Source organism: Nonomuraea sp. NPDC048882 (assembly GCF_040649755.1).
Lineage (GTDB): Bacteria > Actinomycetota > Actinomycetes > Streptosporangiales > Streptosporangiaceae > Nonomuraea > Nonomuraea maheshkhaliensis.
The window spans coordinates 369,239-395,026 of record NZ_JBEZGB010000005.1; the positions used below are offsets into that span (position 1 = coordinate 369,239).

General features: G+C 69.0%; 23 protein-coding genes, 1 tRNA gene and 1 pseudogene. 11 read left to right on the forward strand and 14 right to left on the reverse strand.

Annotated features, from left to right (window positions below; all coding sequences use genetic code 11):
* Window positions 1–147 precede the first annotated feature (147 nt).
* Complete coding sequence (locus AB0C27_RS20480) at window positions 148–1,107, forward strand: hypothetical protein (RefSeq protein ID WP_357846141.1); 960 nt, start codon at window positions 148–150, stop codon at window positions 1,105–1,107.
* A gap of 236 nt (window positions 1,108–1,343) precedes the next feature.
* On the opposite strand, the gene AB0C27_RS20485 is transcribed toward AB0C27_RS20480, so the two are convergent.
* Window positions 1,344–1,428: transfer RNA gene (locus tag AB0C27_RS20485), tRNA-Tyr, on the reverse strand.
* A gap of 555 nt (window positions 1,429–1,983) precedes the next feature.
* Between AB0C27_RS20485 and AB0C27_RS20490 the strand changes: the two genes are divergently transcribed.
* The gene (locus AB0C27_RS20490) at window positions 1,984–2,484 is read left to right on the forward strand and encodes a YajQ family cyclic di-GMP-binding protein (RefSeq protein WP_357846143.1); all 501 of its coding nucleotides are present in this window, start codon (window positions 1,984–1,986) and stop codon (window positions 2,482–2,484) included.
* 266 nt (window positions 2,485–2,750) lie between these two features.
* Complete coding sequence (locus tag AB0C27_RS20495; RefSeq protein WP_357846145.1) at window positions 2,751–3,221, forward strand: NUDIX domain-containing protein; 471 nt, start codon at window positions 2,751–2,753, stop codon at window positions 3,219–3,221.
* A gap of 12 nt (window positions 3,222–3,233) precedes the next feature.
* Here the strand turns inward: AB0C27_RS20495 and htpX are convergent, their stop codons facing one another.
* The 7 genes and pseudogenes from htpX to AB0C27_RS20530 form a co-directional block, all read right to left on the reverse strand.
* Complete coding sequence (gene htpX / locus AB0C27_RS20500) at window positions 3,234–4,085, reverse strand: zinc metalloprotease HtpX (protein ID WP_346101073.1); 852 nt, start codon at window positions 4,083–4,085, stop codon at window positions 3,234–3,236.
* Window positions 4,086–4,216: 131 nt separating this feature from the next.
* Window positions 4,217–5,758 (reverse strand): NADH-quinone oxidoreductase subunit N, encoded by a 1,542-nt coding sequence (locus AB0C27_RS20505; RefSeq protein WP_357846148.1) that lies wholly within the window; start codon window positions 5,756–5,758, stop codon window positions 4,217–4,219.
* The gene (locus AB0C27_RS20510) at window positions 5,755–7,464 is read right to left on the reverse strand and encodes an NADH-quinone oxidoreductase subunit M (RefSeq protein ID WP_357846150.1); all 1,710 of its coding nucleotides are present in this window, start codon (window positions 7,462–7,464) and stop codon (window positions 5,755–5,757) included. Before AB0C27_RS20510 ends, AB0C27_RS20505 begins: the two co-directional genes overlap by 4 nt.
* 43 nt (window positions 7,465–7,507) lie before the next feature.
* A complete protein-coding gene (locus AB0C27_RS20515) occupies window positions 7,508–9,484 on the reverse strand; it encodes an NADH-quinone oxidoreductase subunit L (protein ID WP_357846152.1) in 1,977 nt (658 codons plus the stop codon).
* 308 nt (window positions 9,485–9,792) lie between these two features.
* Window positions 9,793–10,095: pseudogene (gene nuoK, locus AB0C27_RS20520) on the reverse strand (NADH-quinone oxidoreductase subunit NuoK); the annotation flags it as partial.
* Entirely contained in the window at window positions 10,095–10,817 is a 723-nt protein-coding gene (locus tag AB0C27_RS20525; protein ID WP_357846154.1) for an NADH-quinone oxidoreductase subunit J, read from the reverse strand. The pseudogene nuoK and the gene AB0C27_RS20525, both read right to left, overlap by 1 nt.
* Complete coding sequence (locus tag AB0C27_RS20530; protein ID WP_357846156.1) at window positions 10,814–12,067, reverse strand: 4Fe-4S binding protein; 1,254 nt, start codon at window positions 12,065–12,067, stop codon at window positions 10,814–10,816. The genes AB0C27_RS20525 and AB0C27_RS20530 overlap by 4 nt, the downstream gene beginning before the upstream one ends.
* 152 nt (window positions 12,068–12,219) lie before the next feature.
* On the opposite strand from AB0C27_RS20530, the gene AB0C27_RS20535 reads away from it, so the two are divergent.
* Complete coding sequence (locus AB0C27_RS20535; protein ID WP_357846158.1) at window positions 12,220–13,485, forward strand: serine/threonine-protein kinase; 1,266 nt, start codon at window positions 12,220–12,222, stop codon at window positions 13,483–13,485.
* A gap of 514 nt (window positions 13,486–13,999) precedes the next feature.
* Here the strand turns inward: AB0C27_RS20535 and AB0C27_RS20540 are convergent.
* On the reverse strand, window positions 14,000–14,854 hold the full coding sequence (locus AB0C27_RS20540) for an NAD(P)H-binding protein (protein WP_357846160.1): 855 nt from the start codon (window positions 14,852–14,854) through the stop codon (window positions 14,000–14,002).
* 311 nt (window positions 14,855–15,165) lie between these two features.
* Between AB0C27_RS20540 and AB0C27_RS20545 the strand changes: the two genes are divergently transcribed.
* Complete coding sequence (locus AB0C27_RS20545; protein ID WP_357846162.1) at window positions 15,166–15,366, forward strand: hypothetical protein; 201 nt, start codon at window positions 15,166–15,168, stop codon at window positions 15,364–15,366.
* On the opposite strand, the gene AB0C27_RS20550 is transcribed toward AB0C27_RS20545, so the two are convergent.
* The 5 genes from AB0C27_RS20550 to ndhC form a co-directional block, all read right to left on the reverse strand.
* Window positions 15,363–15,707, reverse strand: coding sequence for a hypothetical protein (locus tag AB0C27_RS20550; protein WP_357846164.1), 345 nt, complete (start codon window positions 15,705–15,707; stop codon window positions 15,363–15,365). The genes AB0C27_RS20545 and AB0C27_RS20550 overlap by 4 nt on opposite strands.
* Window positions 15,708–15,992: 285 nt before the next feature.
* Entirely contained in the window at window positions 15,993–16,934 is a 942-nt protein-coding gene (gene nuoH / locus AB0C27_RS20555) for an NADH-quinone oxidoreductase subunit NuoH (RefSeq protein WP_357846166.1), read from the reverse strand.
* Window positions 16,927–17,679: an NADH-quinone oxidoreductase subunit C gene (locus tag AB0C27_RS20560; RefSeq protein ID WP_357846168.1), complete on the reverse strand. Its 753-nt coding sequence runs from the start codon at window positions 17,677–17,679 to the stop codon at window positions 16,927–16,929. The genes nuoH and AB0C27_RS20560 overlap by 8 nt, the downstream gene beginning before the upstream one ends.
* Complete coding sequence (locus AB0C27_RS20565; protein ID WP_245956180.1) at window positions 17,676–18,158, reverse strand: NADH-quinone oxidoreductase subunit B; 483 nt, start codon at window positions 18,156–18,158, stop codon at window positions 17,676–17,678. Before AB0C27_RS20565 ends, AB0C27_RS20560 begins: the two co-directional genes overlap by 4 nt.
* Window positions 18,159–18,767: 609 nt before the next feature.
* A complete protein-coding gene (gene ndhC, locus AB0C27_RS20570) occupies window positions 18,768–19,139 on the reverse strand; it encodes an NADH-quinone oxidoreductase subunit A (protein WP_346101044.1) in 372 nt (123 codons plus the stop codon).
* Between the two features lie 127 nt (window positions 19,140–19,266).
* Between ndhC and AB0C27_RS20575 the strand changes: the two genes are divergently transcribed.
* The 6 genes from AB0C27_RS20575 (at window position 19,267) to AB0C27_RS20600 (ending at window position 25,786) form a co-directional block, all read left to right on the forward strand.
* A complete protein-coding gene (locus tag AB0C27_RS20575; protein ID WP_357846170.1) occupies window positions 19,267–20,730 on the forward strand; it encodes a polysaccharide deacetylase family protein in 1,464 nt (487 codons plus the stop codon).
* A 33-nt stretch (window positions 20,731–20,763) separates the two neighbouring features.
* Window positions 20,764–20,853 carry a putative leader peptide gene (locus AB0C27_RS20580; protein ID WP_311132193.1) on the forward strand — a complete coding sequence of 30 codons (90 nt, stop codon included), beginning with the start codon at window positions 20,764–20,766 and terminating at the stop codon, window positions 20,851–20,853.
* A gap of 124 nt (window positions 20,854–20,977) precedes the next feature.
* The gene (locus tag AB0C27_RS20585) at window positions 20,978–22,822 is read left to right on the forward strand and encodes a 2-oxoacid:acceptor oxidoreductase subunit alpha (RefSeq protein WP_357846173.1); all 1,845 of its coding nucleotides are present in this window, start codon (window positions 20,978–20,980) and stop codon (window positions 22,820–22,822) included.
* Window positions 22,815–23,861 carry a 2-oxoacid:ferredoxin oxidoreductase subunit beta gene (locus AB0C27_RS20590; RefSeq protein ID WP_346101041.1) on the forward strand — a complete coding sequence of 349 codons (1,047 nt, stop codon included), beginning with the start codon at window positions 22,815–22,817 and terminating at the stop codon, window positions 23,859–23,861. The genes AB0C27_RS20585 and AB0C27_RS20590 overlap by 8 nt, the downstream gene beginning before the upstream one ends.
* Before the next feature lie 20 nt (window positions 23,862–23,881).
* A complete protein-coding gene (locus AB0C27_RS20595; RefSeq protein WP_357846175.1) occupies window positions 23,882–24,880 on the forward strand; it encodes a hypothetical protein in 999 nt (332 codons plus the stop codon).
* A gap of 18 nt (window positions 24,881–24,898) precedes the next feature.
* On the forward strand, window positions 24,899–25,786 hold the full coding sequence (locus AB0C27_RS20600; RefSeq protein WP_357846177.1) for an NAD-dependent epimerase/dehydratase family protein: 888 nt from the start codon (window positions 24,899–24,901) through the stop codon (window positions 25,784–25,786).
* Window positions 25,787–25,788 lie beyond the last annotated feature (2 nt).

Consider the following 25,788-nt stretch of genomic DNA (forward strand, 5'->3'; position numbering starts at 1 on the left):
GGGCTGAGGAACGAAGCCCTGGACCTTCGATCGCCCCCGACCATGCTCGATGCCCAGCCATGCAGTGGCGATCGTAGGGCTGTATCTGTGCGGCGGCGTGGCAACCGCGGTCGGCGCCTTCGGCAAGTACGGCGGGGGCGGCGTGCGGTGGCCGGCCCGGGTCCCGCCGCCGTCCGGGACCGGCCCCCAGGCCGCACGCCCGGACGGCGGGCGGGCGGAGGGCCGGGGGTACGGCGGCGCGCCGCGCCGCCGCTTGACTCCCTCGCCCTCCGCCTCGACGGCAAGCAGGCCGGCGCCAACACGATCAGGCGCAAGCGCGCTGTCCTTCACCACGTCTTGGAGTACGCGGTAGAGCTGGAAGAGCTGCCGTCCAACCCGCTGCACCGGATCAAGTGGAAGCTCCCGAAGACGACCGAGACCGTGGATCCGCGGGTCGTGGTCAACCCTCGCCAGGCCAGGGAACTCCTCGTGGCGCTCACCTACGTGGGAAAGCGCCAGCGTGACGGGAAGGGGCGGGGGCGTCGGTTGATGGGCATGTTCGCCTGCATGTACTACGCCGCTCTCCGGCCTGGTGAGGCGGTCAGCCTCCGCGAGCAGGACTGCTACCTCCCAGCGGACGGCTGGGGACGGCTCACGCTCGACGGCTCGCGACCCGAGGTGAACCGCCGCTGGACCGACACCGGAGACGCACACGAGCGGCGCGGCCTCAAGCATCGGGGCGAGGACGACGTCCGCCGCATCCCGATCCCGCCGGACTTGGTCAAGATCCTTCGGCAACACATCGAAGAGTTCGGTGTCGCGCCTGACGGGCGGCTGTTCCGCAGTGAGCGCGGCGGCGTGGTCGCCTCGACGGCCTACGCCGAGGTCTGGCAGGAAGCCCGCACCCTCGCTCTCACACCAGTTCAGGTCGCCTCACCGCTCGCGCGGCGGCCGTACGATCTGCGACACGCGGCCGTCTCGCTCTGGCTCAACGGCGGCGTACCGGCTCCAGAGGTGGCCGCCCGGGCCGGCCACGGGGTGGACGTCCTGCTGAGGGTCTATGCCAAGTGCATCGACGGCCAGGAGGAGATCGTCAACCAGCGGATCGCGGACGTACTCACTGTATGAGATCACGGACGGCACCACTCGAAGGGCTCCGGTTTCCCCGGGGCCTTTCGGCGTTGCTGGGGCCACGTCATCCCGCACATACTCCGGATCATGGGCCTCGACCTGGGGAAACGTCCCCAGATCCATCCCGCATATATCCCGCGACCAGCGACAAACGGCCGCTCAGGGCGGCTCACGGCTGCACACCCCTGAAACGCAGAAGAGGCCCCGAAGGGCCTCTGAGCTGCGCTTACTGCTGGTGGCAGGTGCAAGGTTCGAACTTGCGTAGGCTGAGCCGACGGTTTTACAGACCGCTCCCTTTGGCCACTCGGGCAACCTGCCGTGCCATCCGCTCTCGCGGCGACAGACAGAAGAATAGCGGACTTCGGGGGTGCACGTGACACCGGTTTGTCCCGAGCCGGATCCTGATCGCTTCGTGTCTTGAGGAGGGAGGGGGTGGAGCGGCCTCTCGCGGCCTTTGTCCCATGAGGTGATCCGCTTGGGGGGCCGAGGCTGATCCCCAGGTTCCGATGGGCCGGGAGCTGGTCGTGAGGGTCTGGAGCAGGGATTCGATGTGGTTGGTGAGAGGTCTGCGGGCGTGTTGGTGGGCAAGGGGTTGGGTGTGTCGGCGGAGGTGGGTATGCGTCCAGAGGTGCTGTGCGGGTGTGGGTGGCGTCGCGTTGCTTGACGGGGTGGCCGGGAGGGGTGTGAGGGCGGGGGTGTTGTGGGTGTGAGGGGCGTGAATGGGGGTTGAGGGTGGGGCAAAACGGGGTGAAACGGGGGCGGGGAGGGTGTGGGGTGGGTTGGGGGCCTGCACTGGAGGGCGATGCTGGCTAGGCTCGTTCGCTGGGTCCGGAGCGTTTCGGGGCTGGGCCTGAATTCATCGCAGCTGAGAGGATGTGTACTTTGGCCGATTCATCGTTCGACATCGTCAGCAAGATCGACCGCCAGGAGGTCGACAACGCTCTCAACCAGACGGTCAAGGAGCTCGGGCACCGGTTCGACTTCAAGGGCACCGGGGCGAGTATCGAGTGGTCCGGGCAGAACAACATCGAGATCAAGGCGAACAGTGAGGAGCGGGCTAACGCCGCGCTCGACGTGTTCAAGGACAAGGTGGTCAAGCGGGGTCTTTCGCTTAAGACGCTCGATGCGGGCGAGCCCAAGCTTTCGGGGAAGGAATACCGCATGGCGGTCGCCCTCAAGGAGGGGATCGATCAGGAGCATGCGAAGAAGATCTCCAAGATGATCCGCGATGAGGGGCCGAAGGGGGTCAAGGCTCAGATTCAGGGCGAGGAGCTTCGGGTGAGCTCCAAGAAGAAGGACGATCTGCAGGACGTCATCACGCTGTTGAAGGGCAAGGACCTGGACATCGCCCTCCAGTTCGTGAACTACCGCTAGCCAGCCAGGGCATGCTGTACGGCTCCGAAGTAGCACGAGCGTCGCGGAGAGCGGAGCGCATCCGGGGCACGGGGAGCGAAGAGGGCTTCGTCGTTATATGCCGGTATATGCCGGTGTATATCGGTGTAGATGTGTGGCGGGCTTCTTCTCTCTACCTCCCCTGTGTCCCGGGGCTGTCGTCCTCTCCCATGCCGCGGGCTTCCGGGTGATGTTCGAAGGGCCGTAATGCTGTTTTTGGGTTGGTTTCGATCGTATGCTCGGGAAACGTGACGAAGATCCCTTTGCGCCGGTTCACGGCACGTGTGCTGCCCGTTGACGGACACGACCGCGTACTGCTGCTGCACGGCCTCGATCCGGCCCAGCCTGAACGGCGGTTCTGGTTCACAATCGGGGGCGCCGTGGAAGGCGATGAGACGCCTCAGGAGGCCGCGGCGCGGGAACTGTATGAGGAGGTCGGAATTCGGGCCTCCGTGGAGGAGTTCAGCGGGCCGCATGCCGAGGCGCTGGTCGAGTTCGAGTGGAGTGAGTACGCCTTCACCCAGGATCAGGTCTTCTTCGCGATTCGGGTGAATGGTGGGGCGGAGGCCGTGTCGTTCGATCATATGGAGCAGATCGAGAAGGATACGACAATCGGGTATCGGTGGTGGAGTGTCGCTGAGCTGGAAACCACTGAGGAGGTTGTGTATCCCGAGGATCTGCCGGTGATTTTGAAGGCGATCGCGGCGGCCGGCGCATAGGCCCCGTGGTGGTCAGCGGCGGTAGCCGGCCATTCGCTCCAGGCGGGCGACTCGCTCCGAGGTGGGCGGGTGGGTGGAGAAGAGGCGGGCGAGGCCGGAGCCGCTGAACGGGTTGGCGATCATCATGTGGGCGGCCGAGGTCAGGCGGCTGTTTTCCGGGAGCGGGAGGCGGCGGGCGCCCATCTCGATCTTGCGGAGGGCGGAGGCCAGCGCGAGCGGGTCACCCGTGAGTCTGGCGCCCGATTCGTCGGCCTGGAACTCTCTCGTGCGGGTGATGGCCATCTGCACCATGGTGGCCGCCACGGGGCCGAGGAGCATCATCAGCAGGGCGCCCACGAAGCCGGGGCCCTCGTCGTCGTCGGAGCCGCCGAAGAAGACGGCCACGTAGCTGAGCCAGGTGATCATCGTGGCCAGCGCGCCGGCGACGGAGGAGATGAGGATGTCGCGGTTGTAGACGTGGGACAGCTCGTGGCCGATCACGCCGCGCAGCTCGGCCTCGTCGAGCAGTTTCGTCAGTCCGTACGTGACGCACACCGCAGCTCGGCGGGGACTTCTGCCGGTCGCGAACGCGTTCGGCTGCACTGTGGGCGAGATGTAGAGGCGCGGCATCGGCTGGCGGGCCTCGGTGGAGAGCTCGCGGACGATGCGGTAGAGGGTGGGCTGTTCGACCTCGCTGACCGGCCTGGCACGCATGGCCGACAGGGCGATGCGGTCGGAGAAGAAGTAGGCGACACCGTTGCTCACCAGGGCGAGAACGAACGCGAACTGCGCGCCGGTGCCGCCGCCCAACCACGCGCCCACCGCGACAATCAACGCCGACAGCCCGCCGAGCAGAACGGCGGTGCGCAGGCCGTTGTGGTGCAAGGTTCCCCCCTTCGTGGTTCGGGTCCATACGTCCAACGACGATGACCCGGTTCTTCGTTCCCCGTTGTGCTCAGCCGAGGGCGGAGCGCGACTTGTCCACAGCCCCGGTGCTTGATCGGGGCGGGACCTACCTACCCGGAGGGGGACAAGGTGGTCAGGTCCAGGACGAGCTGGGGGGCGATCGAGAAGAGGACGGCGGCGGCCACGGCCAGGCCCATGGCCATGACCAGCCACGTGCTCGTGGCGCGCCGCGGGACGGTGGACGTGGCGGGGGCGAAGAGGCGGGCCGTCCAGATGGCGTAGTAGTAGAGGCCGATCACCGTGTTGACGGCCATGACCACGGCCAGCCAGCCGTACCCGCCGCCGACGATCTCGCGGAAGACGAAGACCTTGGCGAACAGGCCCGCCAGCCCCGGCGGCAGGCCGGCCAGGCAGATCAGGCAGAACGCGAGCGCGATGCCCGTGGCGGGGCGGCCGAACACCAGGCCGCGGTAGTCGTCGAGCTCGTTGCGGGCGGACCATCGGGAGACGAGCATGACGACGGTGAATGCGCCGAGGTTCATGGCGGCGTAGATGACCAGGTAGGCGATGGACGCGCTGATCGCTCCCCCGGTTTGACCGGGTTCGGGGCCGGACGTCGTCGCCAGCGCCAACGGGGCCAGGATGTAACCGGACTGCGCCACCGAGGACCAGGCCAGCAGGCGTACGGCCGAGCGCTGGCGCATGGCGAGCAGGTTGCCCGCGGTCATGGTCAGCGCGGCTACGATCGCGACGATGGGGGCCCACGTGGCAGCCTGCCCGGCCAGGCCGGTGACCAGGATGAGGATCAGTCCAGCGAAACCGGCCGCCTTCGAGATGACCGAGAGCAACGCCGCCACCGGTACGGGGGCGCCCTGGTAGACGTCGGCCGCCCACGAATGGAACGGCACCGCGGCGATCTTGAAGGCGAAGCCGGCGACGACGAGGACCACGCCGACCGTGACGACGGCGGGCAACTCCTGACCTGCCGCGGGCAGCACGCCTGGAGCCGGTGCCTGGCCGCTGAAGACCGCCGCCAGGCGTGACAGGTAGACCGTGCCCGAGATGCCGTACAGGAGGGAGACGCCGAACAGCATGACCGCCGTCGAGACCACCGACACGACGAAGAGCTTCACGGCGGCCTCGGACGCGCGGCCGTCGTAGCGCTTCAGCGCGGTGAGCGCGAAGACCGGGAGCGAGACCAGTTCGAGCGCCACCACGAGCATGATCAAGTCGCGGGAGGCGGGCAGGGTGACCGCGCCCACGAGGGTGCACAGGAGCAGGAAGTACCACTCGCCGACGGGGATCGCGCCGCCTGCCAGCTCCGTCATCGACAGCAGGACGATCACCACGGCGGCCACGAGCATCAGGCCGGCGAAGATCAGGGTGAATCCGTCGGTGACGTACGAGCACAGTTGCAGGCCCTCGGCGAGGTTCGGCGGGACGCAGAACGTCGACCGGGGCGAGCCGCCGCTGGCCGCCTGAGCGACCACGAAGCCCAAGGAGAGCAGGACGCCCGCGAGCGTGACCAGGCCCAGGCCGGTTCGTGTCCGCGGGCGGGCCGGCAGGAACGCGTCCAGCAGCAGCACCAGGCCGGCCGCCAGGGCGAGCACGAGCGGTGGCGCGATCACGAAGTAGTCGATCTGCTGGATCATGAGATGGCTCCCAGCAGGGCTTGGACGGGCGGCGTGGTCAGCGACAGCAGCAGGCCCGGCCAGAGGCCGAACAGGAGGGTCAGGACCACCAGCGGCGTCCAGGCCAGGAGCTCGTGTCTGTCGATGTCCTCGATGGCGCTGTCGGTGGGGGGTCGTTCGAGGGTGGTCGTGGTGGTGTGCGCGGGCGTGGCGGCGGGCTGTTCGTCGGAGGTGTCCGGGGGCGGGGCCACGACGTTCGTCCCGGACGGGCTCGTGGGGGTTGGCGGCTGGGGGCGGCCGTGGGTGAGGCGGGAGAGCATGACGAGGAAGTACGCCGCCGTCAGGACCGCGCCCAGCCCGCCGATCACCATGTACGTGAGGAACAGCCCGCGCGGGAGCCCGGCGGCCGGCTGGAACGCCCCGTACAGCGCCAGCATCTCCCCCCAGAACCCGGCCAACCCCGGGAGCCCGAGCGACGCGATAGCCGCGAACGTGAGCAGAGCGCCCAGCCGTGGCAGCGTCGCCAGCAGGCCGCCGCCCAGGGTGGGCATGTCGGCGGTGTGGTGGCGTTCTTTGATCGCTCCGGCCAGGAAGAACAGCAAGCCGGTGATCAGGCCGTGGGCGACGTTGGCGAAGAGGGCGCCGTTGACGCCCACGGGGGTGAGCGTGGCGAAGCCGAGCAGGACGAAGCCCATGTGCCCGACGGAGGAGTAGGCGATCATGCGTTTCAGGTCGCGCTGGGCGAGGCAGGCCAGGGCGCCGTACACGATGCCGACCACGGCCAGCGCGCCCAGCCACGGGGCCATCGCCGTCGCGCCCTCCGGCAGGACGGGGATGGCGATCCTGGCGAAGCCGTACGTGCCCATCTTCAGCAACACGCCCGCGAGCAGCACAGAGCCGACGGTGGGGGCCTCGGTGTGCGCGTCGGGGAGCCAGGTGTGCAGCGGCCACATGGGGGTTTTCACCGCCAGGCCGATGCCGATCGCCACGAACGCCAGGATCTGGATGGACCTGGACATTCCCGCGCCGTGGGACGCGCTCAGCGCCACGATGTCGAGGGTGCCGGTCTGGGCCCAGATCAGGAGCAGGCCGAGCAGCATGACGACCGAGCCGAGCAGCGTGTAGAGGATGAACTTGATCGAGGCCGCCCTGCGTCCGTCGCCGCCCCAGATGCCGATCAGGAAGTACATCGGGATGAGGACGATCTCGAAGAAGACGAAGAAGAGGAGGAGGTCGAGGGCCAGGAACGTGCCGATCATGCCTACTTCGAGGACGAGCAGGGTGAAGATCAGGGCTCTTGGTCTGGTCCCCGTGGCCGGTTCGGTTTTCGCAGCCGGTCCGGCTCCCGTGGTCGGCACGGCTTTCGTGGCCGGTTTGGTGGTCAGGAGTTGGCCGGACGCTCGTGCGTTGCCCCAGCACAGGTAGACGAAGCAGAGGAACGTCAGCAGGGCCGTGAGGGTGATCAGCGGCAGTGAGATGCCGTCGACGCCGAGGTGGAACCGCAGCCCGAGGCCGGGGATCCACGACTGGTCGAGCTCGAACTGCACGTCTGCGGGCCGGTCGTAGTCGAACGTGGCGACCAGCAGCAGGCTCAGCGCCAATGTGAGGCCGGAGAGGATCAGCCCGTACGTACGGAGCACTGGGCGGAGCAGCTGCGGGGCGAGGAGGAGCAGGAGCGCGCCCAGCAGCGGCACGGCGAGGAGCGCCACGGGGATCCAGGCCATCATGCGGGCACCCCTTCCTCCGTGGTGCCGCGTCGCGTCCCGGTCGTCACGTGAACACCACCGCCCCCACCGCGATCAACAGGACGCCGGCCAGGACGCCGCTGACGTAGAGCTGGACGTTGCCGTTCTGGGCCAGGCGCAGCACGCCCGACAGCCCGCGCGCCGATCTGCCCGAGCCGCGTACCGCCCCGTCGACGACCACGTCGTCCGTTCTGACGACGAGCCTGGCCAGGGCCAGCACCGGGCGGACGAACAGCGCGGCGTACAGGGTGTCGACGTAGAACGCCCGCTCGCACGGCGCCCGCAGCGGGCCCAGCAGGCGGGCCGGGTCGGCGACGGGGTCGCTGCGCCAGAACGCGTACGTCGCCCCCGCGCCCAGCAGCGCGAGCACCACGCTGATGGCGGCCACGCCGAGGTCCAGGTGCGGTTCGCCGGCGAAGCCCAGCAGCAGGGCGGGGACGGCGAGGACGACGAGCGGCACGAGCATCGTCCTGGGGGCCTCCCTGACGTCCACGACGTGAGCGGTGCCGGGCTCGGGCTCGGGCAGCGCCACGGCCTTCGCCTCGCCGAAGAAGGTGCGCAGCCAGGCTCTGGCGGCGTAGGCGCCGGTCACGGCCACGGTGGCGAGCGCGCACCCGTACAGGAGGAGGGCGGCCGCGTCGGTCAGGCCTCCCCCGCTCGCCGCGCCGCCGCCGGTCAGCGCGTCGTCCATGGCCAGCAGGAGGCCGTCCTTGCTGAAGAAGCCGCTGGCCGGCGGGAGGCCCACCAGGGCGGCGAAGCCGATCGTCATCGTCACGAACGTGACCGGCAGCTCCCGGCGCAGGCCGCCCATCTGGCTCATCAGGTTGGAGCCGACGTGGTGGATCACCGCGCCCGCGCACAGGAACAGCAGCGCCTTGAACGCGCCGTGGGTCAGCAGGTGGAAGATCGCCGCGGTGTCGGAGCCGGCGGCCAGGCCGCCCGCCATGTACGCGAGCTGGCTGACCGTGGAGTAGGCGAGAACGCGTTTCAGGTCGTCCTGCGCGAGCGCGGCCAGGGCGGCGCCGAGCATGCCGAGCGCGGCGACGACGGCCAGCACGTCGAGCGTGGGGCGGGCGGCGAGGAACGCGGGGAAGAGCCTGGCCACGATGAAGATGCCGGCGGCGACCATGGTGGCGGCGTGGATCAGCGCGCTGATCGGCGTCGGGCCGGCCATCGCGTCGGGGAGCCAGGTGTGCAGCGGCACCTGCGCGCTCTTGCCCGCCACCCCCGCCAGCAGCAGCATCGTGGCCGTCACCAGCGTGGCCGTGGACATCTCCGGCACCTTCGCCAGTACGTCGGCGATGCGGAAACTGCCCGCGCCCAGGCCCAGGACGAAGATGCCGAACAGGAAGCCGACGTCGCCCAGGCGGGTCACGAGGAACGCCTTCACCGCGGCGCGCGAATTCCCCCGGTCTTCCCACCAGTGGCCGATGAGGAGGTAGGAGCACAGGCCCATGATCTCCCAGCCCACGTAGAGGACCAGGAGGTCGCCCGCGTAGACGACCAGCAGCATGGCGCTGGTGAACAGGCTGATGAACGCGCTGTAGGAGGGGTAGCGGGGGTCGGTTTTGAGGTAGCCGACCGAGTAGACCTGTACGGCCAGGGCCACCACGGTCACCAGGACGCCGAGGACGCTGGACAGGGCGTCGGCCTGGAGGGTCAGGGAGATCGGGACGGCGCCGGTGACGATCGTGCCGTAGGTCTGGCCGGTGGGTGGGGTGGCGGAGCCGGTGAAATAGGACAGGCCTGGGGTCCAGGCCAGCCAGGTGGCGAGGATGGTCGCGGCTGTGGTGGGGAGGATCGCGATCCAGGCGGCTCGGGTGTTGGCTCGGTCACCTGCCGTGCTGTCCGCCTGGCCGGCTTCGGTGGCGGTCGTCGTGGTGGCGGCTGGCGTGATGGCGGGTGTTCGGCGGCTGTGGTGGGGCCAGCGGGAGAGCAGGAGGCCGGCGAAGGCTGCGACGAAGGGCAGGAGGATGGCCAGCAGAGGGAAGGTCGTCGTCATCGTGGGCCACCGCCTCGCTTGACGGGCGCTTCGTTCTCGTCGGCTGCCTCGGGGGTGTCGCCGGAGGCGGTCCGGTGAGAGGGGTCGTCATTGGACGGGGGTCCGTCGGTGGCCGGCGTCTTGTCCGTCCCGATAGCCCGTGCGTCGTCCGTCTCCGTGGCCGACGCGCCGTCCCTCGCGGTGATCGGCTCGGGCTTCGCGGTCGAGGCCGGGGTTTGAGGTGAGGGCGGCGTGGGTGGTGCGGTCGTGTGGCCGTCTGTTGGGTGGAGGACGGCTGTCTGTGCCGGGGTGAGACGTTCGTCGGTGGGTTCGGCCAGGTCGCGGAGGTGGTCGATGTCGACGGTACGGCGGTTGCGGTAAAGGGCCAGCACGATGGCCAGGCCCAGGCCCACCTCGGCCGCCGCTATGACGATGACGAAGAGGGTGAGCACCTGGCCGCTGTGGAGGCGGTCACCGAGCCACACGTCGAACGCGACCAGGTTGAGGTTGACCGCGTTGAGCATCAGCTCCACCGACATCAGCACGAGGATCGTGTTGCGGCGGGCGAGCACGCCGTAGACGCCGATGGAGAACAGGAGCGCGGAGACGACCGCCGGGTAGACGATGTGCACTAATGACCCCCGGTCTGATCGGGTGGCGAGCCGTCCACTGTCCGGTCGGGTGCTCCGGTACTCTCCTGCCGACGGGGTGACCCCGTGCTCTCCCCTGGAGCGGGAGATCTCGTGCTTTCGGGTCGGTCGGGTGAGCTGCCGGAGGTGTCAGGGCGTGCGTCGAGTTGGGCGGTGCCCGGGTCGGGCGAGCCGCCCGGGATGTCGGTGCGGGACAGGACGATGGCACCGATCAGAGCGGCCAGCAAAAGCACCGACAGTGCCTCGAACGGCAGCACCCATGTGGCGAACACGCTGGCGCCCAGTTCCTTGGCGGCGCCGGGGCCGGGAGTGAGCGGGGCGTAGGCCGTACGGAAGCCGTCGATCACCACCGTGACGAGGAGCGCGGCCGTCGCGAGCGCCACCACGGCGGCGACCACTCTGTTGTTGCTGTCGAGGTCGGCGGAGCGGCCGATGGGGGCGCGGGTGAGCATGATGCCGAACAGCATGAGCACGACCACCGCGCCCACGTAGATCAACACCTGCACCCACGCCACGAACTCGGCGGTCAGGACGAGATAGCCGCCCGCCAGCGCGCCGAAGCAGAGCACCAGCCAGAGGGCCGCGTGGACGAGTTGTCTGGTCGTGACGACGAGCAGCGCCGATCCAACCGCTACCGCGCCCAGGAGCAAGAAGACGATCTCTTGCCCGGTGGGTGACAGATAGGAGGGCACCGCCTCGGTCACGACTCCTCCTCGGACTCCCTTGTCTCGCCAGGACCGAGCCGACCCGGCGGGCGGATGGACCGTGGATCGGCCATCTTGCGCCGGCGAGGGCTCGCGGCAGAAGTCTGCTCTTCGGGATCGGGGCTCGGTTGCGGCTCGCCCGAAGCTGTGGACAACTTTTCTGGAGGCGGCCGGCCTGTGGATGAAGACTCGGCCTCAGCCTGGCCCCCTGCTTGAGGCTCGGCCCCTTCCGACGAAGGCTCAGAACCGGACGGCGGCTCGGGGCTCGTCTGGGTCTGGGTGGATGGCGTGTTCTCGCCGTTCTGGGACCGGTCCTCGTCCTCGCCTGCCTGGGCCGACGGACGGGCGGCTTCTTCCCCGGCGGCTTGAGTCGTGTCCTGCGGGGTGGGCAGGGCACCTGGAGGACGGATTCCCCGTACGTTCGCCATAGAACGGCGGGGGCGACCGCTTGGAGCGGACGGCTCGCCCGAACCTGGCTGTGGGGTGGCCGGTTCGTCTGAGGCACGGGGGCGTTCGGCGGGTGAGATGTCCGTTGTGTCGGTGGCCGGAGCGCCTGGTCCTGCTGTGTCGGCTTTCGGGGTGTCGGTCGCCTGGCCTTCTGTCGGCGTACGTGCTGAGTCGTCGCTGGACGAAGGCCGGGTTGGGCGTTCGGCGGGTGCCTGAGCCGGCCGGTCCGTGGCCGAGGTACGTGCAGGGCGGTCGGCGGCCGGGGTGCGGGACGGACGGTCGGCCGCTGCGGCGGTGCGGGCCGGGCGGCGGGGGGCGGCCGTCAGCTCCTTGGGAGGTTCGGCGCCGGGGTCGTGGGCCGGGGGTGGAGGAACGGTCTGCGTCCAGGAGGCCAGTTTGTCCTTCTCGTGGAGGAGGTTGCGGATGTCGCCTTCCGCGTACTCGAACTCCGGAGACCAGAAGAGCGCGTCGAAGGGGCAGACCTCGATGCAGATGCCGCAGTACATGCACAGGGAGAAGTCGATGGCGAAGCGGTCGAGCACGTTGCGCTGGCGGGCGCGGCCGCCCTCGGGGGCCGGGATCGTCTCCTTGTGGGAATCGATGTAGATGCACCAGTCGGGACACTCCCGGGCACAGAGCATGCAAGAGGTGCAGTTTTCCTCAACCAGGGCGATGACGCCTCGGCTGCGGGGCGGGAGGGTGGGCTTGACCTCGGGATATTGCTGGGTGACGGATTTGCGCAGCATGTGGCGAAGGGTGATGGACAGCCCTTTCGCCAGTCCGACTCCCGGAATCCGCGCCATGGTTCAACATCATGACGTACTTGGCCGCGCAGGTGAATGAGTGAGGCCGTTGTCCCCAGTTTTTCCACAGCTGTCCACAGGTTCACGGGTGGTTATCCACAACCTGTGCGCATGCCCGATATGAACTACTGCATGGCGATAGTCTCTCGGCCATGCAACACAGCCATCCGGTCCGCCCCAGTGGCCTGAGGTGGACGGCCGCCGTTGCTTGGGCCTGCCTGCCCCTGTTCACGTGCGGTCTGGCGACTCCGTTCACCATCGGGGCCGCCGCGTTCTGGCTGCGCAACTTCTGGCACGCCGCCGCCGCGTCCGTCTACCTGGTCGGCATCGGCACCTTCGTGATCGCGACCTTGGCGTACACCGAGTACGAGGAATGGCCGCCGGGGGTGTCCGTGCTGGCGACGATGGGGCTGCTGGTCAGCTGGATCGGTGGGCTCGTGCACTCGGCGGTCCTGGTGCCGTTCATGGTTCGCGCGCGACTGGAAGGCGCGGCGCACGGGCGGCTGGAAGGGCCTCCGCACGCGGGGATGGAAGGGACGGCACGCGGACGGCAGGGCGGGATGGCGCACGCGCGGCTCGGTGGGACGTCGCGTCCGCCGGTCGACCTGCGACAGCGAACGACCGCGCCCACGCACCACCGTTCGAGCACCGAGCCGCAGTGGGTGGGGCACTATCGCGTGCTGCAGCCGCTCGGGCGGGGCGGGCAGGGCGCGGTCTACCTCGCCGTGGCGCCCAACGGGGCGCGGGTCGCCGTGAAGGTGCTGCATGATCTGGTGGACGAGACGGCCAGGACCCGGTTCGCGCGGGAGGTCGAGGCGGCGCGGCGGGTCGCGACGTTTTCCACAGCGCGGGTGCTCGACGTGAGCATCACCGGGCAGCAGGCGTACATCGTCAGCGAGTACGTGGAGGGGCCGTCGCTGGAGCAGCTCGTCAGGAAGCACGGTCCGCGCGACGAGGACAGCTTGACGCGGCTGGCGTTATCCACAGCCGGGGCGTTGGCGGCCATCCACAAGGCCGGAGTCGTGCATCGTGACTTCAAGCCGAGCAACGTGCTGATCGGGAACGACGGGCCGAGGGTGATCGACTTCGGGATCGCGCGTGCGCTTGATCAGGTGACGATGACCTCAGGGAAAATGGTCGGGACGCCGCCTTACATGTCGCCTGAGCAGTTGTCCGGGGAGACCGTGGGGCCGGCTTCTGATGTGTTCAGCTGGGCTGTGACGATCATGTTCGCGGCGACGGGGCGGCCGGCGTTCGGGGAGGACACGGTGCCGGCGGTGTTCAACCGGGTGCTTACCGTTCATCCTGATTTGTCGCCGTTGCCGCCTGGGTTGCGGGGGATTGTGGGGGCGTGCCTGAACAAGCGGCCTGATGAGCGGCCGTCGGCTTCGGATGTGATGCTGGCGATCGTGCGCTGAGTTGGGTGTTCGGGCGTTCCGGGGGCTCAGGTGTGCAGAAGGAGACGCTCTGGTTCGACCGGCGGGCCCTCGGGTGCGCGGGACAGAGGTGCTGCTGTTCGCTCGTCGGGTCGAGGTATGCAGGAGAGCGGGTCCCCTCCCGCTCGGTCTGGTCCGGGATGTGTACGAAGAGCTGTTCCGTCCAACCCACCAGCGGCGGGGTATGCAGAGAAGGCTGCTCCAGTCCGGCCCGCACGGGTACAGGTGTGCAGGTAAGGGGTCACGTCCCGGCGCTCCTCGGTCGAGTGTATGTACGGAGGGACGTTCTGGTTCGGCCTGCCTGGGCTGAAGTGTGCAGGGCATGTTGTCGAAGTAGGGCGGTTCGTGAGTGATGAGGTGAGCGGGGGCGTTGGGGTAAGCCCGCACGCCGAAGGGCCCGCTCACCAGGGACCCGCACGTTGGGAGACCCGCACGCTGGAGACCGCACGTTGGGAGGCGAGCCCGTTATGCGGGCGCGGGGACCCCCGATGGACGCCTATGTCGTCGGCACGGCCTCCTCAGCCTGGAACTCGGCCGCGTGGTCGGCCGCCCACCGGTCGAACCCGATCGCGGCACGACCCAGCACCTCCTCGACGGTGGAGGTGGCCGGCGAGTTCCCGGCGGCGGCGTCATCGAGGAACCGCAGCACCGCCTCGGCCTCCTCGCCCGGCATGAACCGCGAGAAGCGTTCCAATGCGGCGTCCTTGGACAGCTCGATCACCGGGATCTTCCTCCCCGCCGCGCGGCCGATCGCCGCGACCTGCTCGCGCTGGGTGAGCCGGGCCGGGCCGGTGAGCATGCCGCTCATCGGCGGCGTGGGCGTACCGGTCAGCGCCGCGCAAACCACTGCGGCGACGTCGCGCTCATGGATCGGCGCGGTGAGCGCGTCCGGCTGGAAAAGCGGCAGGCCGCCACCGCCGCGAATCGGATAAGCCCAGCCCAGAGCATTGGTAGCGAGCACCAGCGGCCGGATCGGCACCAACTCGACCCCCGGCTCCGCGGCGAACGCGGCCTCGGTCTCGCGGTGCCTCTCGGTGATCGGGTTGCCTGCCGACGTCGGGTGGATCACGCTGCCCGAGGACATCAGCACGACGCGTTCCACCCCAGCGGCACGCGCCACCTCGGCGACAGCGGGGGCGCCCTCGTGGGTGGCGTACAGGAACACCTGCGTCATCCCGTCGAACGCCGGGCGTAGGCTCGCCGGATCGGTCAGGTCCGCGGCGAACCAACCGGGTTCCGGCCGTCGTGCGGAGGCCCGAACCGGGACGCCGTCGGCCAGCAGCTGTTCGAGCACGAGCCGGCCGATGTGTCCGCGGGCTCCCATGATCAAGGTCGGTCGGCGATCCACCACGGCTGTCTCCCATCGGCGCCATGGGGACCCGGGCGGCCGGCAGGGCGTTCCGACGCTTCACCCTGCTCCCGCTGATATTACCGAACCCGTCACCGCGGCCCATCGGGAACCACTCGCGTGAAGAACCCCGAGAGCTCTCGAAGCACTGGGATTTGTGAGGGGGCCGGGGTTCTCTTCGTGCTCGCCCCCTGGGCTCTCTTCGTGCTCGCTCCCTGGAAGGAGTCGGCGCCGACGTCCCGTGTGCGCGAGTGGGGTGGGCGGGGTTATGGGGTGGCTTCTCGGGTTTGTTTGGTGAGGGTTGTGTATTCCTCGTGGTCTATCTGGTGAACGGCCAGGGCGAGGTCGTGTCGATTGGCGAAGTGTTCCGCTTGTTGGGGGGACCACCTGCCGGGGAGGTGGTGGAGGGGGCGGCCGTATCGGTCGCTGATGAGGAGGCCGGTCAGGTTCTCGTGGCGGTAGAGGAGGAGGCTGAACGCTTGGCCGTGGAGCGCGCCGAGGCGGATCTCGGCTAGGACGGCGTTGCCGATGCGAACCTGGAGCTTGTTGGCGTCGCCGAGAATGAGGTGGAGGCCGGCGTACGGCCCAGGGCGATGCCGCGCTTGACGCGGTAGCGGTGGAGCTTCGCTCGGAGGGGGCGCAGGAGGAGCAGTACGGGGCTGAAGGCCACCAGGAGCCACTTGCCGTCCACGAGGTCGAGGACGATCCGGCCGAAGGTGGCCAGACCGCGCCAGGCCAGCCACAGCCCCGACGTGGCCAGATAGACCATCAGTGCCGCGCCCGCGATTCCGGCGCAGATCGCCACCGGTGGCTGGGGTGGTGGATGTACGGCTGGGGAATGGTTGGACGTGGCCATCCGCCGTGTGTATGCGTAAGCGTGAATGGTTCGACGTGACCTGGTCATTCGCCCTGCACGCGTGTAGGGGTGAGCGGTCGGGCTTGGTCATGCGCCATGCATGTGTGTGGGGGTGCATGGCGCATGACGTGGTCGGGTGACGTGCATGTGGGCAAGGCGGCGAATCTTCGCGTGGTCGGGAAGATGGCGCAGGGTTACGTGCTCGATCGATCACGAGTGAAGGTGTGGCGAGGGGGTCGAGCGAGTCCCGTCCATGCCGAGGGGCTTCGGGTTTGTGGGTGGGGGTTAGATGAGGACCTTGATGATGCCGGTCAAGGCGAGTTGGACGAGGGCCAGGGGGACGAGGACGGCCCAGGCCAGTTTCTGGAGCTGGTCCTCGCGCAGTCGCGGGTAGGTGACGCGGAGCCAGATCACGACGAAGGCCAGCAGGAAGACCTTCAGCAGCGTCCACAGCCACCCGGGCAGGAACGGGCCCTGCCAGCCGCCCAGGAACAGGACGGTGGTCAGGAACGACAGGACGACGATGCCTGCGTACTCGGAGAGCATGAAGAGCGCGAAGCGCATGCCCGTGTACTCGGTCATCGGGCCCATGATGATCTCGGACTCGGCGATCGGCATGTCGAACGGGGGGCGGCGGAGTTCGGCCAGGCCTGCCAGGAAGAAGACGACGCCGCCGATGGCCTGCCAGGGCAGCCACCACCACTGCCACGCCTCGACGATCGAGGGGAGCGACAGGGTGCCCGCCGCCATGGCCACCGATGAGGCCGCGAGGACGAGGGGCAGTTCGTACGACATGAGCTGGGCCGCCGAGCGCATGCCGCCGAGGACCGAGTATTTGTTGGCCGACGCCCAGCCCGCCATGATCGAGCCGAGGACGCCGATGCCCATGACGGCGAGGACGAAGAAGAGGCCGAGGTCGAGGTCGACGGCCACGCGGTCGCGGTCGATGGGGATGACGATCAGGACGACCAGGTACGGGACGAGCGCCACGCCTGGGGCGATCATGAAGATGCGGCGGTCGGCCGCGGCCGGGATGATGTCCTCCTTCTGCGCGAACTTCACCCCGTCGGCGATGAGCTGCGCCCAGCCATGGAAACCGCCCGCGTACATAGGGCCGAGGCGGGACTGCATATGGGCCATGACCTTGTGCTCCGTCTGCCCGATGATGAGGGGCAGCACCAGGAACACGATCAGGATGACGACGAAGCTCAGCACCACTTCAAGCATCGGGCGGCCCCCAGTCGGCGGGTACTCCTGGCGGAAGCGTCTTGCGGCGGCTCGGGGAGCCGTGTCCTGATTCGCCTGGTTCCTTCGCGCCCGGCCAGGGCTTGGCCACGCGGGCGGCCAGGATGAAATCCTTGCGGAGCGGGTGGCCTTCGAAGCCGTCGGGCAGGAGGAGGGGCACGAGGTAGGGGTGGTCGTCGAAGATCACGCCGAACATCTCGTACGTCTCGCGCTCGTGCCAGTTCGCGCCCCGGTAGACGCCTACGGCGGTGGGGAGGTGGGGGCGGTCCTTGGGTACGCGGGTGCGCAGGAGCAGGCGGCTGCCCGACTCCGGGTTGTAGACGTGGGCCACGACGAGGAAGGCGTCCGGTGGGTCGTCGACGCCGGTCAGCCAGTCGAAGAAGATGTGGCCGAGGTTGTCGCGGGCGTAGGTGAGGAGGGCGATCCAGTCGGCGGGGGCTACATCGGCGGTGGTGTCGCCGTACGACTCCGAGATGTCGACGCGGTCGCCGAAGTGGGCCGAGATCCGGGCTGTCACTGCGCCTTGGGCTGTTTCGGCCTCAGCTGTTTCGGCCTCAGCTGTTTCGGCCTCAGCTGTTTCGGTGTCGGACTGGGCGGGGTCGGAGTTGTCCTGCCTGGTCGGGGTGTTGCGGGGATCGTCCTGGCCGCTCGGGGTTGTGGTGGAGTCGCCCTGCCCGTGCGGGGTCACGTGGGGGTCGTTCTGGCCGTTCGGGGGCGTGCCGGTCATGACTGGTCCGCTTCCGGGGAGTCGCCGTGGGGGCGGGACCAGACGTAGCGGTCGCTGAGCTTCTCGCCGGCGATCTTCTCCTGGAGCTTCATGATGCCGTACAGGAGCGCTTCCGGCCTGGGTGGGCAGCCGGGGACGTACACGTCGACGGGGATGATCTGGTCCACGCCGTTGGTGACGCAGTAGGAGTCCCAGTACGGGCCGCCGGTGTTGGAGCAGGCCCCGAACGAGATCACGTACTTCGGGTCGGGCATCTGCTCGTAGAGGCGCTTGACGGCCGGGGCCATCTTGTCGGTGACCGTGCCTGAGACGATCATGAGGTCGGCCTGTCTGGGGCCGTTCGCGAACGGGATCACGCCGAAGCGGATGAAGTCGTGGCGGCTGGTGGAGGTCGCGATGAACTCGATGGCGCAGCAGGCCAGCCCGAAGTTGAACACCCAGAGTGAATAACGGCGGCCCCAATTGAGCACGAACCGCATCGGTTTGGGCGCCAACCGGGAGATCGGGCCCACGGTGGGCATCGGGAGATCCGTTGCTGCCATGCCGCCCATTCTTGCGCGGATCGCTGGTCAGGCAAAGGAATGATCCCAAAGGGGGTTCGGCGGCGGCCCAGCCTGCGCGTCCTAGCAGTGCACGGTGCGAGGCGGTGCGGTGCGGTCCGGGGTGGGTCGGGTGGTCCGGGGTGGGTGGTGCCGCCGGGAGTGGTGGGTAACCGAGCTGTCGGGCGGGCTGGACGGTTGAAGGGTGGAGCGGCGGCGCCGTTCGGTGAGAATCCAGGCGTCGGGATACGGATCGCAGGGCTGGGGGCGCCGGGTCGTCCGGTGGCGGGTCGAGACGTCGGGGCTGATCCGGCGGGTCGAGACGTCGGGGCTGATCCGGCGGATCGAAGGCGGGCGAGACGTCGGGGCGGAGCCAGCAGACCGGAGGTAGGAGAGACGCTGGCGTGGAGCCGGCGGGCCGGGGATGGGGCGAACCATTGGGGCGGATCCGGCGGGCTGGCGGGGGCGAGCCGCAGTGCGCTGAAGACCTCAGTGCGCCGAGGGTCTCAGCGCGCCGAGAGTCTCGTGCGCTGCGGGACGGCGGCGCGTTCAGGTCCAGGTCAAGACGCGTTTGCGCCAGGCGTACACGATGCCCAGCGCGATGAACCCCAAAAACACGAACATCTCCACCAGCGTCGTCAGCCCGTAACCGGGCGCGTCGAAGACGGTGGCCCAGGGGAACAGGAAGACGGCGTCCACGGCGAAGACGACGTACAGGTACGTGAAGACGTAGTAGCGCACCTGCGACTGCGCCCATCCCTCCCCGACGGGGTCGACCCCGCACTCGTACGTGGTGAGCTTCTCCGGGGTCGGGCGGTTGGGGCGCAGGAGGCGGTTGGCGAAGAGGGCGCCGGCCACGATGGCGACGCCGATGGCGAGCAGTGCGGCGACCAGCGCGTACGAGCCGAAGTAGCCGTCCATGAACGCGATGGTAACCCGAGGAGAGGTACCCGCACCGGTCAAAGCCTCTGGACCTATCCCACAAAATCGGAGTAAAAGGTAAGATCAGCGCCATACCCTGACAAGCATGCACAAATCGCGGTTCTGTATGGGAATCGCTCTGCTGACCCTCTCAGCCTCCGGCTGCGGCCTGGCCGCCGCCGGCGACGGGAAGGACGTCATGGTCCCGGCAGAGCCGACGATGATCGACTTCGTCGACCCCGCCGGCATCGTCGGCCTGTCCACCAGGACGCTGACCGAAGGCGACTCGGCCGACAGCAGATACGTGCACATCAACTACCCCGAACTGCCCGGCGCCCCCGCGCTCACCAAGGCCCTGCGCGCCCAGGCCGAGCGGCAGATGAAGGAGTTCCACGACCGCACCCGGGGCGACGAGCACCTGACGCCCCGCCCCGAGCTGAACGTGGACTGGCAGCTCGCCGCCGCCTCGCCCCAGGCCGTCGCGGTCCGGCTGCGCACCGGTGAGTATCTGGGCGCGAGATGGGGCAACTCCACCCGCACCTACTGGTTCGACCCGGGCGCCGGCAAGGCGGTCGACTCGACCGGGCTGCTGTCGGGCAAGGCGGCGCTCAGGACGCTGACGGCGCTGGTCAAGGAGCAGTTCAAGGAACGCAAGCCGCAGATCGAGCAGGACGACCTGCGGCCCGGCGGGGACGCGTTCGACTCGATGGCCTTCAACCGGAGCGGAGACCTCGTCGTCGAGTTCGACGACTGCCAGCTCGGCCCCTGCTCGCTCGGCCGGCTGGCCGTGGCGGTGCCCGCCTGGCGGGCGGCGCCGCTGCTGTCGGATCTGGGCCGGCGGGCGCAGGAGGGCGTGCGCGCGGAGAGCGCGGCGCACGGCGGTCCGCCCCGGTTCGCGCCCACGACCAGCCCCGACGCGGTCAGCAGCAGGGCAGGCAGCGTGGACTGCGCGCGGGTCAAGTGCGTGGCGCTGACGTTCGACGACGGGCCTGGACCGTACACGGGGAAGCTGCTCGACGCGCTCAAGCGGGAGCGGGCGCGGGCGACGTTCTTCCTTGTCGGGAGCAACGCGATGGCGCAGCCGGCGCTGGTGCGCCGGATGAGCGCGGAAGGCCACCTGGTCGGCAACCACAGCTGGGCGCACAGGGACCTGTCGAAGCAGGCCAGCAGCAAGATCGCCGACTCGCTCACGAAGACCAACAGCGCGGTGTCGGCCGCCATCGGGCAGACGCCCACGCTGGTGCGGCCGCCGTACGGGGCGGTGAGCGAGCGGCTGCGTGACGTCGCCCGCGAGATGGGGCTGGCCCTGGTCAATTGGGACGTCGACACGAAGGACCAAATCGGGGGACGGGCCGGCGAATCTGGCGACATAGCGGACCTGGCCGTGCGTGCGGCGCATCCAGGTGCGATCATTCTTATGCACGACATTCATCGGGAAACCGTTGCGGCGGTTCCGGACATCCTCAAAAGGTTGCGCGGGAAGGGTTACAGCTTCGTCACCGTTCCCGAGTTGTACGGCTCTGCGGGGATGCAGGCCGGACGCCTGTACGGGTCAGGAAACGAGCTGCCAGGTAAGCAGCCCCTGACGTAACGCACGTAGTGGGGGGACGTATAGTTGGCGCTCGTGACCCGAACCGTCCTGTTCGCCCGCCTGCATGTAGACCTCTGCAGGCTCGCGTCCGGGCTGTGTCGTCGCTCTCCCACCTCACCCTGACTGACGTCCACCGCGTTTACCCGCTCAACGCGGCTGGCAAACGCGTGACCTTCCGAGGATCTAGCATGGATACAGAGAACGCGCCCAGGCAACCGCGCATCGGCGTGTCGAGGAGGATTGAGCTGTGACTAAGCAGGTCCAGCAACTCGATCGCGTGATCATCAGGTTCGCTGGAGACTCCGGCGACGGCATGCAGCTCACCGGCGACCGCTTCACCGCGGGCACGGCGGAGTTCGGCAACGACCTGTCGACGCTGCCCAACTTCCCGGCGGAGATCCGCGCGCCCGCAGGCACCCTGCCCGGCGTGTCGAGCTTCCAGCTCCACTTCGCCGACCACGACATCCTCACGCCCGGCGACGCGCCGAACGTGCTCGTGGCCATGAACCCGGCCGCCCTCAAGGCCAATCTGGGCGACCTGCCCAGGGGCGCGGACATCATCGCCAACACCGATGAGTTCACCAAGCGCAACCTGCAGAAGGTCGGCTACGCCACCAGCCCGCTGGAGGACGAGTCGCTGAGCGAGTGGCGGGTGCACGCGGTGCCGCTGACCTCGCTGACGGTCAAGGCGCTCGAAGACTTCGACCTGTCCAAGAAGGACGCCGAGCGGTCGAAGAACATGTTCGCCCTCGGCCTGCTGTCCTGGCTCTACCACCGGCCGACCGAGCAGACCGTCAAGTTCCTTGAGCAGAAGTTCGCCAAGAAGCCCGACCTCGCCAAGGCCAACATCGCGGCCTTCCAGGCCGGCTGGAACTATGGCGAGACGACCGAGTCGTTCTCGGTCTCCTACGAGGTCAAGCCCGCGCAACTGGCGCCGGGTGTCTATCGCAACATCTCCGGCAACCAGGCGCTCGCCTACGGATTGATCGCCGCGAGCGTGCAGTCGAAGCTGCCGCTGTTCCTCGGGTCCTACCCGATCACCCCGGCCAGCGACATCCTGCACGAGCTGAGCAAGCACAAGCGGTTCGGCATCCGCACCTTCCAGGCGGAGGACGAGATCGCGGGCGTCGGCGCGGCGCTGGGCGCGGCGTTCGGCGGGGCGCTGGGCGTCACCACGACGAGCGGCCCCGGCGTTGCGCTGAAGGCGGAGACCGTCGGCCTGGCGGTCACCACCGAGCTTCCGTTGATCGTCGTGGACGTGCAGCGGGCCGGTCCGAGCACCGGCATGCCGACCAAGACCGAGCAGACCGACCTGCTGATGGCGCTGTTCGGGCGCAACGGCGAGTCGCCCGTGCCGGTCGTGGCGCCGATGTCGCCGAGCGACTGCTTCGACGCGGCCGTCGAGGCGGCCAGGATCGCCGTCAAATATCGCACTCCGGTCATGTTGCTCTCGGACGGCTACCTGGCCAACGGCTCCGAGCCGTGGCGCCTACCGGAAATTTCCGACTTGCCGGACATTTCGCAGGAGTTCACCACCGAGCCCAACGGCGCCGACGGCGAGTTCCTGCCCTTCAAGCGTGACACCGAGACCCTCGCCCGCCCGTGGGCCATCCCCGGCACCCCCGGGCTCGAACACCGCATCGGCGGCATCGAGAAGGCCGACGGCACCGGCAACATCTCCTACGACCCGGACAACCACGACCTGATGGTCCGCACCAGGGCCGCCAAGATCGCCGGCATCGACGTGCCCGACCTGGTGGTCGACGACGCCGACGGTGACGCGAAGGTGCTGGTCATCGGCTGGGGTTCCACGTACGGGCCCATCGCCGCGGCCGTGCGGCGCATCAGGAGGAGCGGTGGCAAGGTCGCGCAGACCCACCTGCGTCACCTCAACCCGCTGCCCGCCAACACCGGCGACGTGCTCAAGCGCTATGACAAGGTGCTGCTGCCCGAGATCAACCTCGGCCAGCTGGCGCTGCTGCTGCGGGCGCGCTTCCTCGTCGACGTGATCAGCTACAACCGTGTGCGCGGGCTCCCGTTCAAGGCCGAGGAGCTGGCCGGAGTCATCCAGGACGTGATCGACAGTGACTGAGCTGGTTAATGGGAAGGGCCTGTCGCTCATCCCGAAGACCGACGTGAAGCAGGGCATGAAGGACTTCAAGTCCGACCAGGAGGTGCGCTGGTGCCCGGGCTGCGGTGACTACGCGATCCTGGCCGCGGTGCAGAGCTTCCTGCCCGACCTGGGGCTCAAGCGCGAGAACATCGTGTTCGTCTCGGGCATCGGCTGCTCCTCACGTTTCCCGTACTACCTCAACACCTACGGTTTCCACTCCATCCACGGCCGGGCTCCGGCCATCGCGACCGGGCTCGCGGCCAGCAGGCCCGACCTGAGCGTGTGGGTGATCACCGGTGACGGCGACGCGCTGTCCATCGGCGGCAACCACCTGATCCACGCGCTGCGGCGCAACGTCAACCTGAACATCCTGCTGTTCAACAACAGGATCTACGGCCTGACGAAGGGCCAGTACTCCCCCACCTCCGAGGTCGGCAAGATCACCAAGTCGACCCCGATGGGCTCGCTGGACAAGCCGTTCAACCCGATCTCGCTGGCCATCGGCGCCGAGGCGTCGTTCGTGGCCAGGACCATCGACTCCGACCGCAAGCACCTGCAGTCGGTGCTGCGCGAGGCGACCGAGCACCGCGGCACGTCGCTGGTCGAGATCTACCAGAACTGCAACATCTTCAACGACAACGCCTTCGAGCAGCTCAAGGACCCCGAGGTCCGTGACGACATCACGTTGCGGCTGGAGCACGGGCAGCCGATCACGAGCGCTTCCAAGGCGGTCGTACGGAGTGCGAACGGCGGCATCGAGGTCGTGGCCCGCGACGGCGTGAGCGAGGACGAGATCCTCGTGCACGACGCGCACAACCCCGACCCGTCGGTGGCGTTCGCGCTCAGCAGGCTCGACGAGCCGGCCTTCGAGCACGTGCCGATCGGCATCTTCCGCCAGGTCGACCGGCCGGCGTATGACGTGCTCATGGCCGAGCAGCTGGAAGAGGCCGTGGCCCAGAAGGGGCCCGGCGACCTGGGAGAGCTGCTGCTGGGTGGCGACACCTGGCGCATCGGCTGATTTTTCGCGACGATGCCGGGGTGGCGAGGACGTGGTCGTACGTTGTAGCCGCGGTCGCCGCCCTGGCACTGGTCGTGGCCGTCGCAGGTGAACTGGCTGAGCCGATCGGCTCGGCCGGCCCTGCCAAGCAGGCCGACCAGACGGCCGAACCGGCCGAAAAGGCCACAGACCAGGCGGGACAGGCCACTGGCCGCGGACAGGCCGCGGACCAGGCGGTCAGCCCTCCGGCGACGGCCCCCGCCGGTTTCCCCGACGCCGCCTCGACCGGCGTCCCGCCGGGCACCACACTCACCGACGTCACCGGCGACCAGCTCTTCGCCAAGGACGGCGAGATCGTCGAGGGCAAGGTCTTCTACGGGTTCGTCACCGTGACCGCGCGCGGCGTCACGTTCAGGAAGTGCGTCTTCCGCGGCGGCCCCACCGAGGAGACCCGCCCGCTGCTCGACAGCGAGCACGCCCGCGACACCGTGATCGAGGACTCCGAGTTCTACCCCTCCCACCCCTCGCCGTCGATCGACGGCATCTGGGCGGCGCACACGAAGATCTTCCGCAGCGAGTTCCGCGGCACGGTGGACGGGATCAAGGCCCACACCGGCACCCTGGTCCAGGACTCCTACATCCACGACCTGAGCTGGTTCGCCAGCGATCCCGACCAGGGCGGTGAGCCCACGCACAACGACGGCGTGCAGGCGTTCGCCGAGCAGCGCGGTGTCACGCTGCGGCACAACACGATCGACGTCTCCACCACCGAGGACCCGAACGCGGCCGTGCAGTCCTCCGCGGACGAGCTGCGGGTGGAGGGCAACTACCTCGACGGCGGCGCCTGCGTGGTCAACATCGACCACACGCCGCTGGGCCGGCCGCTGACCGGGCAGCGGGTCACCGGCAACCGGTTCGGCCGCGGCTCCACGCACGACTGCCCGATCCTGCTCAGCACGCGCGCGAAGCTCCAGGAGGGGTCGGGAAACGCCTGGCACGATTCCGGCGATCCCATACCGTCACCGGAACAACACGACTGAATCAGCCGCGGAGGCCGCATGTCCGCCTGGCACGGAACGCGGGCCCTGGTAACGGGCGCGACCGGGTTCATCGGCTCTCACCTCGTCCGGCGCCTGACGGAGCTGGGCGCGCGGACGCACACGGTGAGCCGCCGCCCACCCGAAGCGGAAGGCCGGCACGTGGTGGACCTGACCGACGCCGAAGCCGTCGCGGAGCTGGTCGCGCGGGTCGAGCCCGAGGTGGTCTTCCACCTGGCCGGCGAGGTCACCGGCGTGCGCGACCCGGCCACCGTGGCGCCCACCCTGGCGGGCAACCTGGGCGCCACGGTGAACCTGCTGACCGCGCTGACCGGCACGCCGGTGCGCAGCGTGGTGCTGGCCGGGTCCGTGGAGGAGCCGCGTGACGGGCAGGCGCCCGGCTCGCCGTACGCGGCGGCCAAGGCGGCGGCGACCGGGTACGCGCGCATGTACCACGCGCTGTGGGGGCTGCCGGTGTCGGTGCTGCGGGTGGCCATGGTCTACGGCCCCGGCGAGCCGAACCTGGCCAGGCTGGTGCCGTACGTGACGCGGTCGCTGCTGCGCGGGCAGGCGCCCGAGCTGACCTCAGGGACCAGGCTGATCACCTGGGTGTACGTGGACGACGTGGTGGAGGCGTTCGTCCGCGCGGGCGCGAACGGCGACGCGGCCGGGCACGTGCTCGACATCGGCACGCCCGAGCCGGTCTCCATCCACGACACCGCGGAGCTGCTGGCGAAGATCGTCGGCGGGCCCGCCAGGCCCGTGTACGGCGCGGTGGCCGCCCGCCCGCTGGACCGCGCGCAGCGCTCCGACGTCGAGCCGGCCGCCCGCGTCCTCGGCTGGCGGCCGGTCACCTCCCTGGAGGAGGGCCTGAGACGGACGGTCGATTGGCACACAAGTCGCCTGTAACG